General features: G+C 53.3%; 16 protein-coding genes. 2 read left to right on the top strand and 14 right to left on the bottom strand.

What is annotated here, in order from left to right; translation table 11 throughout:
- Nucleotides 1-37 precede the first annotated feature (37 nt).
- Nucleotides 38-991 carry a 1-phosphofructokinase gene (gene pfkB / locus MCACP_RS00080; protein ID WP_406677390.1) on the bottom strand — a complete coding sequence of 318 codons (954 nt, stop codon included), beginning with the start codon at nucleotides 989-991 and terminating at the stop codon, nucleotides 38-40.
- 20 nt (nucleotides 992-1,011) lie between these two features.
- Nucleotides 1,012-1,788 carry a DeoR/GlpR family DNA-binding transcription regulator gene (locus tag MCACP_RS00075; RefSeq protein WP_406677389.1) on the bottom strand — a complete coding sequence of 259 codons (777 nt, stop codon included), beginning with the start codon at nucleotides 1,786-1,788 and terminating at the stop codon, nucleotides 1,012-1,014.
- A gap of 274 nt (nucleotides 1,789-2,062) precedes the next feature.
- Between MCACP_RS00075 and MCACP_RS00070 the strand changes: the two genes are divergently transcribed.
- Nucleotides 2,063-2,344 carry a ribbon-helix-helix domain-containing protein gene (locus tag MCACP_RS00070; RefSeq protein WP_273173416.1) on the top strand — a complete coding sequence of 94 codons (282 nt, stop codon included), beginning with the start codon at nucleotides 2,063-2,065 and terminating at the stop codon, nucleotides 2,342-2,344.
- Complete coding sequence (locus MCACP_RS00065; RefSeq protein ID WP_406677388.1) at nucleotides 2,341-2,754, top strand: type II toxin-antitoxin system VapC family toxin; 414 nt, start codon at nucleotides 2,341-2,343, stop codon at nucleotides 2,752-2,754. The genes MCACP_RS00070 and MCACP_RS00065 overlap by 4 nt, the downstream gene beginning before the upstream one ends.
- 491 nt (nucleotides 2,755-3,245) lie before the next feature.
- On the opposite strand, the gene MCACP_RS00060 is transcribed toward MCACP_RS00065, so the two are convergent.
- From MCACP_RS00060 to dnaA, 12 genes are all read right to left on the bottom strand, one after another.
- Nucleotides 3,246-3,647, bottom strand: coding sequence for a PIN domain-containing protein (locus MCACP_RS00060; protein ID WP_406677387.1), 402 nt, complete (start codon nucleotides 3,645-3,647; stop codon nucleotides 3,246-3,248).
- Nucleotides 3,648-3,661: 14 nt separating this feature from the next.
- Nucleotides 3,662-3,967: an AbrB/MazE/SpoVT family DNA-binding domain-containing protein gene (locus MCACP_RS00055; protein ID WP_273173409.1), complete on the bottom strand. Its 306-nt coding sequence runs from the start codon at nucleotides 3,965-3,967 to the stop codon at nucleotides 3,662-3,664.
- A gap of 125 nt (nucleotides 3,968-4,092) precedes the next feature.
- Entirely contained in the window at nucleotides 4,093-5,229 is a 1,137-nt protein-coding gene (locus tag MCACP_RS00050) for a glycoside hydrolase family 15 protein (RefSeq protein WP_406677386.1), read from the bottom strand.
- A 128-nt stretch (nucleotides 5,230-5,357) separates the two neighbouring features.
- Nucleotides 5,358-5,924 carry a pyridoxal 5'-phosphate synthase glutaminase subunit PdxT gene (pdxT, locus tag MCACP_RS00045; protein WP_406677385.1) on the bottom strand — a complete coding sequence of 189 codons (567 nt, stop codon included), beginning with the start codon at nucleotides 5,922-5,924 and terminating at the stop codon, nucleotides 5,358-5,360.
- Nucleotides 5,925-5,942: 18 nt separating this feature from the next.
- The gene (gene pdxS, locus MCACP_RS00040; protein ID WP_141263586.1) at nucleotides 5,943-6,830 is read right to left on the bottom strand and encodes a pyridoxal 5'-phosphate synthase lyase subunit PdxS; all 888 of its coding nucleotides are present in this window, start codon (nucleotides 6,828-6,830) and stop codon (nucleotides 5,943-5,945) included.
- Between the two features lie 123 nt (nucleotides 6,831-6,953).
- Complete coding sequence (gene gyrA / locus MCACP_RS00035; RefSeq protein WP_406678768.1) at nucleotides 6,954-9,323, bottom strand: DNA gyrase subunit A; 2,370 nt, start codon at nucleotides 9,321-9,323, stop codon at nucleotides 6,954-6,956.
- A gap of 158 nt (nucleotides 9,324-9,481) precedes the next feature.
- Nucleotides 9,482-11,386, bottom strand: a complete 1,905-nt coding sequence (gene gyrB, locus MCACP_RS00030; RefSeq protein WP_406677384.1) for a DNA topoisomerase (ATP-hydrolyzing) subunit B — start codon at nucleotides 11,384-11,386, stop codon at nucleotides 9,482-9,484.
- Nucleotides 11,387-11,486: 100 nt separating this feature from the next.
- A complete protein-coding gene (gene remB / locus MCACP_RS00025; RefSeq protein WP_406677383.1) occupies nucleotides 11,487-11,741 on the bottom strand; it encodes an extracellular matrix regulator RemB in 255 nt (84 codons plus the stop codon).
- 23 nt (nucleotides 11,742-11,764) lie between these two features.
- The gene (gene recF / locus MCACP_RS00020; RefSeq protein WP_406677382.1) at nucleotides 11,765-12,868 is read right to left on the bottom strand and encodes a DNA replication/repair protein RecF; all 1,104 of its coding nucleotides are present in this window, start codon (nucleotides 12,866-12,868) and stop codon (nucleotides 11,765-11,767) included.
- On the bottom strand, nucleotides 12,831-13,058 hold the full coding sequence (locus tag MCACP_RS00015; RefSeq protein ID WP_406677381.1) for an RNA-binding S4 domain-containing protein: 228 nt from the start codon (nucleotides 13,056-13,058) through the stop codon (nucleotides 12,831-12,833). Before MCACP_RS00015 ends, recF begins: the two co-directional genes overlap by 38 nt.
- Nucleotides 13,059-13,069: 11 nt before the next feature.
- Nucleotides 13,070-14,221, bottom strand: coding sequence for a DNA polymerase III subunit beta (dnaN, locus tag MCACP_RS00010; protein WP_406677380.1), 1,152 nt, complete (start codon nucleotides 14,219-14,221; stop codon nucleotides 13,070-13,072).
- A 116-nt stretch (nucleotides 14,222-14,337) separates the two neighbouring features.
- Nucleotides 14,338-15,666 (bottom strand): chromosomal replication initiator protein DnaA, encoded by a 1,329-nt coding sequence (dnaA, locus tag MCACP_RS00005; RefSeq protein ID WP_406677379.1) that lies wholly within the window; start codon nucleotides 15,664-15,666, stop codon nucleotides 14,338-14,340.

The following is a 15,666-nucleotide window of genomic DNA, read 5'->3' as shown; positions in this document are numbered from 1 at the left end:
TTCCCTGCTTAACCGGAAACCATATTTCCGGAACAGCCTATCTAGCAGAACGGGTTTTAATGGGCATTACTTGAACCTGGCGGACCATGGTTTCCAGGCTGATGCTTTTCTGCGGCCCGGTACGTCGGGCAGCAAGCCAGGTACCGGCGGCCACCGCCAGGGGTAAGACCTCTGCCAGTCCGTTCCCCTCACATATCGCCCTGGCCAGGACGGCTACCATGGCGTCGCCGGCACCGACGGTGCTACCAACCGCCAGGCGAGGCGGCTGCGCCCACAGGGCCTGGTGCCCGTCCACAGCCACCGCCCCCAGGGCGCCCAGGGAAATGACTACCATCTCCGCCCCGGCCTGCCGGATTTTTATCCCGGCCCGGGCGGCGTCTTCAGGTGTAAAGATCTGCTCGCCCAGCAGGGTTTCGGCTTCATACTTATTGGGTTTCACCAGCAGGGGCCTGGCCGCCAGGCCGTGCTCCAGGGCCTCCCCTTCGGCATCCAGGACGGCGGCAACACCATGCCTCTGCCCCTGGTGAATTAAGGTGGCGTAAAAATCACCGGGAACGCCAGCTGGCATACTGCCCGATAATACCAGCAACCGACTACGGGCCAGCAATGCATCGAGCTTTTGCTCCAGGGCGGTTAAATCTTCCTTCTTGACGATAAACCCGTTTTCATTAATTTCTGTTTCAGTATTTTTGACAGGATCAATGACCTTCAGGTTGATCCTTGTTTCTCCTTCGACTGCAATGAAATCTGCAAGAATGCCTCTCTCCTGTAAGGCCTTTTTAATCAGAATACCGTTATGGCCGGCCAGAAAACCGGTGGCAATAACCGGATAATTCAGTTCATGTAAAAATTTAGCAACATTAATCCCTTTACCCCCTGGTTCGTAGCTCACGACCCGGGAACGGTTTGTTTTGGCAGGCTCAAAGTTTTCGATGACAACCGTCTTGTCCAGGGCGGGATTCAAAGTAACAGTAATGATGGGTGCAGGCAATAATTTCTCCCCCTGGTAGTTCAATCTCTGCCGGCGACGATTACTTCCACGCCGCGCTCCTTCAGGCGCGCCAGGTCCTCTTGCGGAGCACCGGGATCGGTAATAAGCCGGTGAATGGCAGTAATGGGGCAAACAAATCCCAGCGAGATGCGGCCGAATTTGCTGTGGTCGGCCAGGACGATAACCTCGCGGCCGGCCTTGACCATCTTCTGTTTGATCTGCGCCTCGTAGATATTGGGCGTAGTCAGGCCCCGCTCGACATCTAAGCTATTGGTAGCCAGGAACACTTTATCGACGTATAAACCCAGCAGGGTGTTGTCGGCAATGGGACCGACGGAAGAAAGAGTGCGGTGGCGCAGGTGACCGCCGGTGAGGATTAAATCGATGGATTCAACGAAGGCCAGTTCCCAGGCTACATTGAGGGCGTTGGTCACCACTGTGAGGGCCTGTTTTTTATTCGCCTTCAGCAAGCGGGCCAGCTGTAAGGTGGTGGAACCGGCATCCAGTAAAAGAGTATCGCCGTCAGCAATCAAATCCAGCGCGGCCCGCGCGATGGCCTTTTTCTCTTCCAGATGTTCTTCTTCTTTCTCTGTCAGGGTTGGTTCAAAGGAAGCTGTGGTCATGCTTACGGCCCCGCCGTGGGTACGTTTCAGTAGGCCGGCTGCTTCTAATTCCTGGAGATCACGGCGGATGGTTACTTCGGATACTTGGAAGAGCTCGCTTAATTCCGCTACTCTAACCGCCGGTGTTTGCTCCAGGATTTCTATTATCTTTTGTTTGCGTTCGCTTGCGAACATATATCGCCTTTATACCTTTCATATATTTTCATTTTCTTTATTTAGAGTTTACGATTATTTATTTTTAATGTCAAGATCATTTTAACGAAAAAAACCGTAACTTAATAGTTAAAAAGCCAACCATTACCGGCAGTCTTAATCAATCTTCATGTCTTGCAATTGACAGGACCAATAAGTCTATCCAACATTACCACTACAAGTATTTAGATGGTGTATAATACTTGCCCACTATACACCATTTATACTATAATGACACTGGAAGGAGGTAAATTTTATGCCCCAAATCAAGATGGTAAGACGCCAGTTGTATGTACCTGTTACCCTGAATAAAGAATTAAAAGAATTGTCCCGGCGCGCCAGGGTTTCTGAATCGGAAATCGTTCGCCGGGCGCTGATCATGTACCTTGAGCAGGAGAAGCGGCGTAATACACCTCCGGAAAAGAATCCGGTATTGAAGGCGATAGGAATATTTGCTGGCGAAGCAAGTCCTTTTACAGCCAGCGAAAGGCATGATGAAATAATATATGGCCCGGGGTATCCGGAGGCAAATCAATGAAAGTATTTGTTGATACAGGTTTATGGTTTGCTTACCTGGTCCGGAGCGACCAGCATCATCACGAAGCCGCTCAGGTGATGTTATCCCTGCAAGCCGAAGGCACCCTGCTTATCACCTCTGATTTGATCCTATCTGAAACTTATACTTTACTGATGCGCAAGTTAAATACAAAGGCAGCCCTGCAGTTCCTTGATATAATAAAGCAGCAAGTTGAGGAAGGATTTACCGAAATAATCTGGGTCGATAAGGAAATTCTGCAGGAAGCGCGTAGGCTCCTGGAGAAGTTTTCCGATCATTCCCTAACTTTAGCCGACGCTACCAGCGCCGCTATTTTGCGGCTTAACAACATCCCTCGTATCGCCACCTTCGACCGCCATTTCAAGATAATGAGGTTTTCTTCACTTCCTTAAACCTCGAGACTATTCCGCCTCCGGCCTTGCCGGCAAGGCGGAGATGGTGCCGGGGCTTCATTGGCATGATACAGGAAGCGGCAAGGCCTTTAGTCTTGCCGCTTCTCCTGGGGTGCAGCAATCACGATTGCCCCGGCGGCTGGAAAGGGGCGGTAGGGGGAGCCGGAGGTGATGGCTAATTGCGTAACCATCCGGGTCCGGGCCGTCTTTTTTCGTTGCCGGTACAGGGGATAAAAAAATCAGGCCGGTTGTTGCCCGGCCACGGGGGTATCTTGTTCGTAACCCGCCTAAATATTAAAGTTGCGCTCCCTCGTCAAGTCGCTCAAGGTTAAACTATATTTAACGCCTTATGCCGGACCCTCGCCGCTTTCTCACCGCTTTCTCTCCGCTTTATGGACATATAGAGCATAAAGTATGCTTTAAATCAGAGTGCCGGGGAGAGCCAGGGCAGCCATCGCTACAGGTACCGGCTTCGACCGTACCTGCGAGGGTTACCCGGGCGTAGCGACGTCCGCCAGGCTGCTCAAGTAATCACGGGGGGTACAGATGCGTACACCTGCAATAACCTGGCCACGATAAGGTGCAAAATGACGTAAATCCCCTGTTATGAGATGGGTTGCCCGGGACTGGATTGCAGCTACAATCACGGGACGATCCTTCAGCGGAAGATTAATTGGACAGGGAATGGCGGTGTCGGCCTCGGGAACGATTCTAAGTTGCGCCACCAGTTTTTCCAGGCGTATTAAATGTTCCTGTTGTTCAAGGTTACGCCGGGCTTCTTCGATTACATAATTGGACGCCAAAAGCCGGCAGCGATTAAGGCGTTCCCTTTCCCATAACTGGTTTAACGCAGGACTGCCATAAGCGGCGGAAAATAATACATTGGCATCCAAAAATAGCCGGTCCATCAATTATCTTTTAACCTTTCGTGGGGGATATTGGCCGGATCAAGTCCCAGCCGGCGTACCTCCTCGACGGCCCAGGCATAATCTTCAGGTGTTATGCAATTATTTAAAAGGAATTCGGCCTTGCGCTCAGGACTATAAATTTCTACGGGCAGGGCCACCGCCGGGCGCAATAATATCCCTTCCGGGCATGCTTCGGCTATCATCAAAGCCCCTTCTTTCAAACCGTATCTACGACGCAGGCTTGCCGGGATTACAACGGTGCCCCTCTTCCCTACTTTTGTGGTTTCTGTTAGAGCAGCGTTCATGATCCCACCTCCGAATATCAGTATATCAGATTGAGGTAAGTTCTGCAAACAGTTGAATTGACAATTGCAGGTCTGATGGCGACGGACAAAAGTTATTACAAAAGCAACCTCTTAGGGGCTGCTTTTTAAACTTCCATGCCCCTAACAGAAATGATATACATGGCGTGGGACCAGAGGAGGGGGTTGGCGATGGGCCCCCAGCGCTCCAGCCAGTAGTGGTAGTGGGCCTCGGAGGTAAGGTTTTCCGGCACCTGCTCCGGAAGGAAGCCGTTGTTATCGGCCCGGTCTTCCACCCAGGCCAGGAGCTCCCTGGCCGGGGCTTCTTCCCCCCGCAGGCGGTAGTACCAGGCCAGCCAGGCGGTGAGGAGCAGCCACTGCCCGCCGCCGTAGTAGGTATCGGCAGCATAACGCTTGACGCCACCGGAACAAAGTTCGGTTGCGATCCTGGCCACCGTCGCCGTGAAAACGGGATCGTCCAGGCTGCAGAGGCCGAAGGGTACTCCCAGCCAGAGGAGATTGGCATCAACGGCATCCTGCCCGGCAAACTTTACCCAGTTACCGTCCCGGATAAACTCACTCCTGGCCAGTTCAGGCAGCCGTTCCAGTACATCATCTACCTTTAAAACCATCCGTCCCGGATTTTGCTCCCCTTCAGGTTCCCCGCCGGCATCGTGGAATCCTGTTTTCCGGCTTTCGTCCTCCAGCCAGGGTAAAATAGCTTTCAAGCCGCCATATATGGCCGCCAGGGTGGAGGGGTGGCGGTAGTCACCGTATTCCTCCCAGCAGTCCAGGCAGGGGTGCTGCCAGAGGCCGGTGAGGTAGCGCACCACCAGGTCAACGGCCCGGCGGTAAATATCTTCCCAGGGGCCGCCGGCCTGCAGGTGGGCGGCCAGGCCCCAGAGAAAGGTGCCGTAGCCGTCCAGCTGGAAATTGCCCCAGGGCTCCCGGCCCTCTTCCCCGCTGAGGGTATAGCGGGTATGGAGGCAGCTGCCATCGTCAATGGGCCGGCCACAGGCTGCGGCCGCCAAAGCCCTTTCTACTTTAAACCCGTGGGCGACAATAGTGCGGGAGGCGAAACGGTAAAAGGCCGCTGCTCCTTCCCTTTCTCCCACCAGATCTAAGGCGCGGGCGATAAAGGTCCCGTCCCGCAGCCAGACGTAATTATAGGGCGGGTAATCAGGAGCCGCCGGGAAGGCACCCGTAGGTGCCTGGTAAGCCTTTAAAACATCTATGCTGCGGTTACAAAGTTGAATTGTTTTCATTTAGCCTCCATAAGTAGTTGTTTCCTGTTAGGTGACGATTTAGCACCTGCAGGCTTTCTGTGGAAAAAAGGTGATCTGTGCGGTTTCTAGATGCAAGGCGACAGAAAAGAGGGCTTTCGCCAGCCCTCTTATTTTATCATCTCCAGGAAATAGCGGTGTACTCGTAAATCTTTAGTCAGTTCCGGGTGGAAGGCCGTCGCCAGGAGGTTCCCCTGGCGGGCCATGACGGTCTTACCCATAAAGGTTGCCAGGGATTCCGCCGGGGGTTCTACCCTCTCCAGGTAGGGAGCGCGGATAAAGACGGCATGGAAGGGCTCCTCGCCCAGGACGGGGATCTCCAGGTCAACCTCAAAGCTGTCCACCTGGCGGCCGAAGGCATTGCGCTGGACACTCACGTGCATCAGACCAAGCCGGGGCTGGTCGCTGCCGATTATATCCCTGGCCAGGAGCACCATCCCGGCACAGGTGCCAAAGAGCGGCATCCCTGCCGCCGCCAGTTCCCGGATGGGCTCCAGGAGGTTGAAGTCTACCATTAGCTTGCCGATGGTCGTACTCTCGCCGCCCGGTATGATCAGCCCGTCAATACCTTCCAGCTGCCTTTTCCGCCTGATCTCTACACCCTCAACACCCAGGGCCGCCAGGGAGGCGATATGCTCCCGGAAGGCACCCTGCATGGCCAGTACGCCAATTTTCATTTTTAACTCGCCTCGCTATTACCAGCCGCGTTCCTGCATGCGTTCTTCCTGCCTGATGGTGGCAATGTCCAACCCGGGCATGGCTTCGCCCAGGTCTTTCGAAACCTCGGCCAGGACCTCCGGTTCCCGGAAGTGGGTGGTAGCGGCCACAATGGCCCGCGCCCGCTTCATGGGGTCGCTGGATTTAAAGATACCGGAGCCGACGAAGATGCCGTCGGCGCCCAGCTGCATCATTAGAGCGGCATCCGCCGGGGTGGCAATACCGCCAGCGGCAAAGTTGACTACCGGCAAACGCCCCAGTTCCTTCACCTGCTTGACCAGCTCATAGGGAGCCTGAATTTCTTTGGCAAAGGTCATCAATTCCTCATCGGGCAGGTTCTGCACCCGCCTGATCTCGCTCATCACCCGGCGCATATGACGGACGGCCTCCACGACATTGCCGGTACCGGGCTCGCCCTTGGTGCGGATCATGGCCGCCCCCTCGCCGATGCGCCTTAAAGCCTCGCCGAGATTGCGGGCGCCGCAGACAAAGGGCACTTTGAATTCATGTTTATTGATATGGAACTCTTCATCGGCCGGGGTGAGTACTTCGCTTTCATCGATATAGTCAACGCCCAGGGCTTCTAAAATCTGCGCCTCCACGAAATGGCCGATCCTGGCCTTGGCCATCACCGGGATGGTTACGGCGTCCATAATCCGTAAGATAACCGTAGGGTCGGCCATGCGGGCCACCCCGCCGGCAGCGCGGATGTCGGCCGGCACCCGTTCCAGGGCCATCACGGCGCAGGCCCCGGCCTCTTCGGCAATTTTAGCCTGTTCCGGGGTGGTGACATCCATGATGACGCCACCTTTCAGCATCTCCGCCAGGCCTTTTTTTACCGTCCAGGTTCCCTTTTCTGCTGCCATCTTTCTTCCCCCCATTGCTACACTCTTCGACCCTTCTGGCTGCACAGCTTCATTCTACTACAGGGTACCTTCTGAAGCAATAACCTTTTAATGTAATCTTATCTTTCATGCGGAATTTAAATTTTATTGAACACGAGCCATGGCTACCACGCGGTCGGTGTGTTCCAGGCGCATCAGGGTAACTCCCTGGGTATTGCGGCCCTGGCGAGAAATGTCCTCCACCCCCAGGCGGATGAGAATCCCGTCGGCTGAGATCAGCATCAGTTCGTCATCCCGGGTAACAACAGCCACAGTTGCCACCGGACCGGTTCGTCCGGTAACGTTCATGGTAATAATACCCTTGCCGCCCCGGCTCTGGGTACGGTACTCCTCAAGGGGCGTCCTCTTGCCAAAACCATTGGCGGAAACAACAACCAGCTCAGCCCCCTCTTTAACCCGGACCAGGCCGACAACCTCGTCACCGTCCTCCAGGGTGATACCCTTCACCCCGTGGGCGGCCCGGCCCATGGGCCGGACTTCCTCTTCGGCAAAACGGATGGCTTTGCCCTGGCGCGTCACCAGGATAACTTCGTGATGGCCTTCCGTACGCAGGACGCCGATGAGCTCGTCGCCTGCATCCAAACCTATGGCAATCAGGCCGTCGCGGCGGGAAGTATGGTATTCAGCCAGGGGGGTTTTCTTGACCGTACCCTTCCTGGTCGCCATTAAGAGGTAAGCGTCTTCATCCAGGTCGCGGATGGGGATGACGGCGGTGATGGTTTCTCCTTTGTTGAGATAAATTAAATTAACTAGCGGCGTCCCCCGGGCCTGGCGACCGGCTTCGGGGATCTCATGACCCCTCAGGCGGAAGACACGACCCTGGTTGGTAAAGAAAAGAAGGTAATGATGAGTGGTAGTAACAAAGATATCCTGGACAAAATCTTCTTCCCTGGTACCCATGGCCTGGATGCCACGGCCGCCGCGTTTCTGGCTGCGGTAGGCGTCTACCGGCTGGCGTTTGATATAGCCGCGGCGGGTCAGGGTGACGACGATATCCTCCCGGGCAATGAGGTCTTCTACCTCCAGGTTTTCTTCCTCCAGCATAATCTGCGTACGCCGGGGATCGGCAAATTTATTTTTTATCTCCAGGAGTTCTTCCCGGATAATGCCGTAGACCATGGCCTCGTTGCCCAGGACATCTTTCAGGTAAGCAATGCGTTTTTGCAGTTCCTGCCATTCTTCCTCCAGCTTTTCCCTTTCCAGGGCCGTAAGGCGACCCAGGCGCATGTCGACAATGGCTTTAGCCTGCCTGTCGCTCAAATTAAAACGCTCCATCAAGCCCCGGCAGGCTTCTGGTTCATTGGGGGACTGGCGGATAATCTTGATTACTTCATCGAGAAATTGGATGGCTATGCGCAGGCCAGCAACGATATGGGCCCGGGCTTCGGCCTGGGCCAGGAGGTAGCGGGTACGGCGGGTGATTACCTCCTTCTGGTGATCCAGGTAGAGGGTCAGCATTTCCCGCAAATTGAGGATCCGCGGCCGGCCGTCCACCAGGGCCAGCATAATGACCCCGAAATTCTCCTGCAGCTGGGTGTGCTTATAGAGCTGGTTAAGAATAACCCTGGGCTGGACATCCCGGCGCAGCTCGATGACGATGCGCATCCCCGTCCGATCGGACTCGTCCCGTAGATCAGTAATGCCGTCGATTTTTTTCTCCCGCACCAGCTCGCCAATGGTTTCCACCAGGCGGGCCTTGTTGACCTGGTAGGGGATTTCCGTCACCACAATCTGGCTCTTGCCGTTGCTCAGGGTTTCCACCTGGGCCTTAGCCCGGATCTTGATGCTGCCCCGCCCGGTCCGGTAAGCGTTTCTAATTCCTTCCCGGCCGATAATCAGGCCCCCGGTAGGAAAGTCCGGGCCTTTGATAATTCGGGTCAAGTCTTTAAGATCGGCCTCCGGATTGTCAATAAGGTAGACCAGGGCATCGATGACTTCTCCCAGGTTATGGGGCGGGATGTTCGTTGCCATCCCCACGGCAATCCCGGCCGACCCGTTGACCAAAAGCTGTGGGATCCGCGCCGGGAGCACCACCGGTTCCTTGAGGCTGCCGTCATAATTATCGACAAAGTCGACGGTCTCTTTATCAATATCGGCCAGCATGGCCAGGGCAATTTTCGCCAGCCGGGCTTCGGTATAGCGCATGGCCGCTGCTGAGTCGCCGTCGACGGAACCGAAATTGCCGTGGCCGTCCACCAGGGGGTAGCGGCAGGCAAAATCCTGGGCCAGGCGAACCATGGTTTCATAGACGGCGGCATCGCCGTGGGGGTGGTAACGGGCCAGCACCGTACCTACGACGACGGCCGACTTTTTATGGGGCCTATCCGGCGTTAATCCCTCTTCGTACATGGCATAAAGGATACGCCGGTGGACGGGTTTCAAGCCATCGCGGACATCGGGCAAAGCGCGGCCCACAATGACGCTCATGGCGTAGTCAATGTAGGACCGCTTCATTTCCTCTTCCAGGTTGACTTCTAAGATTTTACCGCCCTCTTGCAAGGCCAAAGTATTTTCCACCTTCTTTCAAGAGTGACCCTTTACCTAAAATATAACCTGCTGGAAGCCAACGCCAAACAGTTCTAAAGAAAAACGGGGGTCAGACCCCCTCCACCCTAAATATCCAGGTTTCTGACTTCGTGGGCGTGTTGCTGGATAAATTCCCGCCGCGGCTCCACCCGGTCACCCATAAGGATGTTAAAGATGGCATCAGCTTCTGCGGCATCCTCCAGGTTGACCCGAAGCAGGGTGCGGGTTTCCGGATTCATGGTCGTTTCCCAGAGCTGGTCGGCGTTCATTTCACCCAGGCCTTTATAACGCTGCACTTCCCATTTTTCACCCGCATGGTTCTGTAAAAACCTTTCCAGTTCGGCGTCGTTATACAGGTAGTGCTCTGTTTTACCCCGGGAAACTTTATACAGGGGCGGCTGGGCAATATAAATATAACCTTCGGTGATTAAAGGCCGCATATAGCGGTAAAAAAAGGTAAGCAAAAGCGTCCGGATATGGGAACCGTCCACATCGGCATCGGCCATGAGGATAGTCTTATGGTAGCGGGCCTTGCTGATGTTAAAATCATCGCCGATACCTGTCCCCAGGGCGGTGATGATGGTCCGGATCTCTTCGTTATTTAAAATCTTATCCAGACGCGCCTTCTCGACGTTTAATATTTTACCCCGTAAAGGCAGGATGGCCTGGAAACGCCGGTCGCGGCCCTGCTTGGCCGAACCGCCGGCGGAATCACCCTCCACCAGGAAAAGCTCGGCCACGGCCGGGTCCCTGTTGGTGCAGTCGGCCAGCTTCCCTGGCAAAGAAGTAATCTCCAGGGCATTTTTGCGCCGGGTCAGCTCCCGCGCCTTGCGGGCCGCCTCCCGGGCCCGGAAGGCATTCAAAGCTTTCTCGACAATCCTCCTGGCAATGGTGGGGTTTTCTTCCAGGTAGGCGCTTAAATGCTCCGCCACCAGGGCGTCGACAATGCCCCGCACTTCCGTGTTGCCCAGCCTGGTCTTGGTCTGGCCTTCAAACTGGGGTTCCAGCACCTTGACACTGATGACAGCCGTCAGGCCTTCCCGTATATCTTCGCCGGCCAGGTTGCTGTCATTTTCTTTCAAGATGTTAAATTTACGGGCATAATCGTTGATCACCCTGGTCAGGGCCGTTTTAAAACCGATTTCGTGGCTGCCGCCTTCGGTGGTATTGATATTGTTGGCATAAGAGAGGATGAGCTCGTTATAACCGTCGTTATATTGCAGGGCTATTTCAACCTGCACGTCATCCTTTTCCCCGCTGAAGTAAAGGGGCTTGTTGAAGAGGACGGACTTGTTTTTATTTAAATGGCGGACGAAGTCAATCAATCCGCCGGTGTGGTAATAGGTGGTTTCCGTGTCGTTTCTCTCATCACGGAAGATTATTTTAACGCCCCGGTTTAAGAAGGATAACTCCAGCAAACGCCGGCTAATTATTTCATCCTGGAAAACTATATCCTCAAAGATCTCCCTGTCCGGGAAAAAGGTGACGCTGGTGCCCGTACCCTTGGCTTTACCGACGACTTTTAAATCCGATACTTTGTTGCCCCGGCGATACTCTTGCTGGTATACCTTGCCATCCCGTTTTACCTTTACCTCCAGCCACTCGGAAAGGGCGTTGACAACTGAGAGACCCACACCGTGGAGGCCGCCGGCTACCTTGTAGCCGTTGCCGCCGAATTTACCCCCGGCATGGAGTATGGTTAGTGCTACTTCCACGGCCGGCAGGCCTGTTTTTTCGTGAATATCCACCGGGATACCGCGGCCGTTATCAGTAACCGTCAGGCTGCCATCCTGATGAATAATTACTTCAATGCGATCGCAAAAGCCGGCCAGGGCTTCGTCAATGCTGTTGTCCACCAGTTCAAAAACCAGCTGGTGCAAGCCCCGAACCCCGGTGTTACCGATATACATGCCGGGTCGCCGGCGCACGGCTTCCAGGCCCTCCAGAACCTGGATTTGACTGGCATCATATTCCGTGTGTACCTGTTCCATCTTTTCCTCCCAGGTGAAACTTTCCCTGACAAATATAGCACAAAAGCCAGGTTTTCTTCAAGCAGGCGCAAAGCAGGCCCTGGACGCGGTCGGAAGGCTCTTATTCCTGTTCCAGATTGCTGAAGATTGAGCTGGCTCTCTTCATCAGGGTGCCGGAAGAAATGCTGGAAAAATATATGTCGTTATCGGTAATAATGCAGGATTTATAACCCTCGGAACCGGGTTCTTTACCTTGAAGTTTGGCCGCCTTTAAAAATGCACTGTTAACCGTCGACCGGCTGGTTGTACTCAAATTAAGAATGGCGATAATCTCCTTATATGGCACAACCATCTCATTACCTATGTGCAGGTACATACAATCCTCCTTTCATTTAGAAATTATTGCCTTTTTTCTTCTACCATTAACCTTCTTTCTCCTGATAACTGCCAGAGGGTGGCCTGCTCCAGGAGACTGGACGGCAGTCTGGTCAACTCTGTGGTTGTTAAAAAGGTTTGGCCGGCGGTTGCCAGAAGCTCCAGCAGGGCCTGCTGGCGTTTGCTGTCCAGCTCGGAAAAAACGTCGTCCATCAGCAAAATGGGCCTCTTTCCTAAGACCTGCATAAAGATCCTGGCTTCAGCAATTTTAAGGGCCAGTACGGCCGACCTCTGCTGCCCCTGGGAAGCAAAGAAACGCGCTTCATAATCACCAACAAAAAAAGAGAAATCGTCCCGGTGGGGCCCCCAGAGGCTTAAGCCCGCTTGAATTTCCCTCTCCTGGCCGGCAGCTATTTTTGCCAGCCAGTCCTCATAATCGCCGACGCTGGGCCGGTAGACAAGGGTTAGCTGTTCCCTAGCACCCATACTCCGGTAAATGGCTGCCGCCAGGGGGTCCAGAGACTGGATAAAGGACCGTCTCCGCTGAATTATGGCCACTCCCGTAGATACCAGCTGGATATTCCAGGGTTCAAGCTCCTGGTCCTTTCCCCGGCCGGCCTTTATCTCCCGCAGTAAACGGTTACGCTGTAAAAGGAGGCGGCGATAAGACTGGAGGTGGTGACAGTAAAGGCGGTCAAGGATGCTTATCTCCCGGTCCAGAAACTGGCGCCGGTAGACAGGTGCACCTTTTAAAAGAAGCAGGTCATCGGGTCCAAAATAAATGACCGGCAAAATTCCCAGCAGATCGACTAGGCGGTGGTGCTGGCCGTTAATTGTTAACTCTTTATGACTATCATGGTAAATAATAGCAAGCTCTATATTTTCCTGGCTGGAATTACAACAACCTTTTATCTGAAAAGAGCTTTCCCCCCAGGTTACCAGATGCTGGTCCTGTTGCTGGCGTAAAGAACGGGCAAAGCTTAAATAACCGATAGCTTCCAAAAGATTGGTCTTACCGGCCCCGTTGGGACCCTGGATAATATTCAGGCCCGGCTGGCAGTGCCAGATCAACTCGCGGTAGCAGCGAAAATTAGTCAACTGGAGCTGCCGTAAGCTTATAGCTGGCACCCTTGACCTCCACCTCATCGCCAGGCTCCAAAGTGTGGCTGCGGCGTTTCTCAACCTGCCCGTTGACCCGTACCAGGCCGCTGGCGATCATCGCTTTAGCCTGACCGCCCGTAGCTGCTATGCCAGCCCATTTTAAAAACTGGTCCAGTCGGATAGATGAAGTAGTAATGGGTACGTTTTTACCAGGCATAATTACCCCCTTTAGACATCCGGCGGGTTGCTATCCGGTGCAGTATTGATCCTTACCGGCAGGATAAGGCAGAAATAATTATCTTCTCCATCCGGTTTCACAACTACCGGTTTTAAAGGTGCCGATAGCTCCAGGATAACCTCTTCCGTGTCTATTATACGCAGCGTTTCCAGTAAATAACGGCCGTTCAGGGCCAGGGTTAAAGGCTCACCTTCAATCTGGGCCGCCAGTTCCTCCTCCAGATGGCCAACTTCGGCAGCCTCGCTGGTAATCTTTAAAGTTTCACCGACCTGCAAAAAGATGATATGGGAACGGGATTTTATTTCATCCCGGGCCAGCAGGGTAGCGCGTTCCGTTGTTTCCAGTAAATCCCTGGTAGCCACCTTTACTTTGGTAACGTAAGATTGAGGGATAACCTGGCGATAGTGGGGGAATTTACCATCGAGCAAACGAGCATACAGCTTTAAGTTCTCATAACAGGCGAAAATCTGGCTGGAGCCGATAGTTATCTGCACCTGACCTTCTTCACCTGGCAGCAGGCGGGCTAGCTCATTTAAGGAACGGCTACCAATAAGGGCGTTTACCGGTTCGCTGCTGGTAACTCCGGCCAGAGGGCCGCGGTAGACGGCCAGGCGGTGGGTGTCGGTAGCTACCAGGTTAAATTGCGTCTCCCCCGGTTTTATTTCCAGTAATATCCCGCTAAAAATACTGCGCAAATCATCACTGCTGGTAGCTATACTTACCTTGCGAACTGCATCTTTAATAATTTTAATATCAACTTCCAGGGAAATATTGCCATCAATATCTGGCAGGGAAGGAAACTGGCTGGGATCAAAGCTGTTTAAGTGGACCCTGGACTGCATGTAAGTTATTTCCACAGTATTATCCGGCAGGGCCTGTAATGAAAGGTTGGTCGGGGGCAAACGCCGCACCATTTCTGTAAAAATGCGGGCCGGCAACAGAAGTTCGCCGGGGGTTAAAACTTCTACCGGGAAACTGTAAATAATGCCTAAATCGAGATCGGTTCCCTGTAAAGTCAGCATATTTTTTTCCGTCTGGAATAAAATACCTGTAAGGGCTGGTAACGTAGTAGTCGTAGCTACAGCACGGTGAACTTTTTGAACGGCCTGTAGAAGCTGAGGTTGGGAACAGGAAATATGCATGAGACGCTTCCTCCATCATCATCTAAATAAAGATGATAGTAGTCGTAGTAATAGAGCCTGTGGAAATGTTGATAGCAATCGAAGATGCAGGCAGGATGGGAGTTTTTCTTTGTGGATTACTGGTTTCTAATTTCCTGCATAAGCTGGGATATTATCTGGGGCAGGGATGGATCGCTTTTTAAATCATCACGTATCTTGGTATAAGCGTGGAGAACTGTTGTATGGTCCCTGCCGCCGAAGGCTTCACCGATTTGGGGCAATGAAGCATCGATCATCTCCCTGGCAAGGTACATGGCTATTTGCCGGGGAAAGGCTACGGCGCGATTCCGCTTTTTGGCCTTTAAATCTTCCGGCTTCAAGTTGAAATAGCGGGCCACCACTTCCTGGATAAGGTTAATGGTAATTGGTTTCGGACGGGCCAGATTCAAGGCGTCCTTAAGAAGCTTTTCGGCCATCTCTATGGTAACTTCTTCTTTAGTAAAGGCAGCATAGGCTGCTACCCGGAGTAAAGCCCCTTCCAGTTCCCGGATGTTGGAATCTATTTTTTGGGCCATAAAAAACATGACGTCATCCGGGATACTAATATTTTCAGCAGCTGCTTTCTTTCTTAAGATGGCCATCCTGGTTTCCAGATCGGGCGGCTGGATGTCGGTAATAAGCCCCCATTCAAAACGCGAACGCAAACGGTCTTCTAGGGTAGGTATTTCTTTAGGAGGCCGGTCGCTGGAAATTACTATCTGTTTGTTGGCTTCATACAGGTGGTTGAAAGTATGGAAAAATTCAACCTGGGTGCTTTCTTTTTTAGCCAGGAACTGGATATCATCGATAAGGAGGACATCGATGTTGCGGTATTTGGCCCGGAATTCTTCCGTCTGCTCATCGCGAATGGCGTTAATCAGGTCGTTGGTAAATCTTTCCGAAGAGATGTACAGGACCCGATAATTGGGCAAGTGCTGGCGTACGTGATGGCCGATAGCCTGCATGAGGTGGGTTTTACCTAAACCCACACCGCCGTAAATAAATAAAGGATTATAGGAATTGGCCGGGCTTTCGGCTACTGCCAGGCAGGCTGCATGGGCGAAGCGGTTGCTGTTGCCCACTACAAAGGTATCAAAAGTGTACTTGGGGTTGAGCCGGGGCAGGTCGTCATCTCCTGCCTCGGGGGTTGCTGGGGCCTGGTTTCCGGCCGGAGAAAAACAAATAACCTGGATATTAATTGGTTCCCGGCCCAGTACTTTCTGCAGTGCTTCCTGAACCAAAGGATAAAAACGGCTCTGGATATAATCGCGGGCGAATTCGTTGGCTGCGGCCAGGACCAGAGTGTTACCCTGCATAGTTACCGGCCGGGCATCAAAAAACCAGGCTTCTAGGGCGGAGAAACTAATTTTTTTTTCCAAGATGGACAATACCTGTTGCCAGGCTAGATCAAGTTGATTGGGTGGCAA

The organism is Neomoorella carbonis (assembly GCF_045278715.1).
Lineage (GTDB): Bacteria > Bacillota > DSM-521 > Neomoorellales > Neomoorellaceae > Neomoorella > Neomoorella carbonis.
The sequence above is the reverse complement of the archived record's forward strand: the minus strand, read 5'-3'. Positions and strand labels throughout refer to the sequence as shown.

What these genes read in the sequence shown, in the direction of transcription:
- MCACP_RS00075 (WP_406677389.1), bottom strand. Translation starts at nt 1,788, where the DNA reads ATGTTCGCAAGCGAACGCAAACAAAAGATAATAGAAATCCTGGAGCAA.
- MCACP_RS00070 (WP_273173416.1), top strand. Translation starts at nt 2,063, where the DNA reads ATGCCCCAAATCAAGATGGTAAGACGCCAGTTGTATGTACCTGTTACC.
- MCACP_RS00065 (WP_406677388.1), top strand. Translation starts at nt 2,341, where the DNA reads ATGAAAGTATTTGTTGATACAGGTTTATGGTTTGCTTACCTGGTCCGG.
- MCACP_RS00055 (WP_273173409.1), bottom strand. Translation starts at nt 3,967, where the DNA reads ATGAACGCTGCTCTAACAGAAACCACAAAAGTAGGGAAGAGGGGCACC.
- MCACP_RS00050 (WP_406677386.1), bottom strand. Translation starts at nt 5,229, where the DNA reads ATGAAAACAATTCAACTTTGTAACCGCAGCATAGATGTTTTAAAGGCT.
- pdxT (WP_406677385.1), bottom strand. Translation starts at nt 5,924, where the DNA reads ATGAAAATTGGCGTACTGGCCATGCAGGGTGCCTTCCGGGAGCATATC.
- pdxS (WP_141263586.1), bottom strand. Translation starts at nt 6,830, where the DNA reads ATGGCAGCAGAAAAGGGAACCTGGACGGTAAAAAAAGGCCTGGCGGAG.
- gyrA (WP_406678768.1), bottom strand. Translation starts at nt 9,323, where the DNA reads ATGAAGCGGTCCTACATTGACTACGCCATGAGCGTCATTGTGGGCCGC.
- gyrB (WP_406677384.1), bottom strand. Translation starts at nt 11,386, where the DNA reads ATGGAACAGGTACACACGGAATATGATGCCAGTCAAATCCAGGTTCTG.
- remB (WP_406677383.1), bottom strand. Translation starts at nt 11,741, where the DNA reads ATGTACCTGCACATAGGTAATGAGATGGTTGTGCCATATAAGGAGATT.
- MCACP_RS00015 (WP_406677381.1), bottom strand. Translation starts at nt 13,058, where the DNA reads ATGCCTGGTAAAAACGTACCCATTACTACTTCATCTATCCGACTGGAC.
- dnaN (WP_406677380.1), bottom strand. Translation starts at nt 14,221, where the DNA reads ATGCATATTTCCTGTTCCCAACCTCAGCTTCTACAGGCCGTTCAAAAA.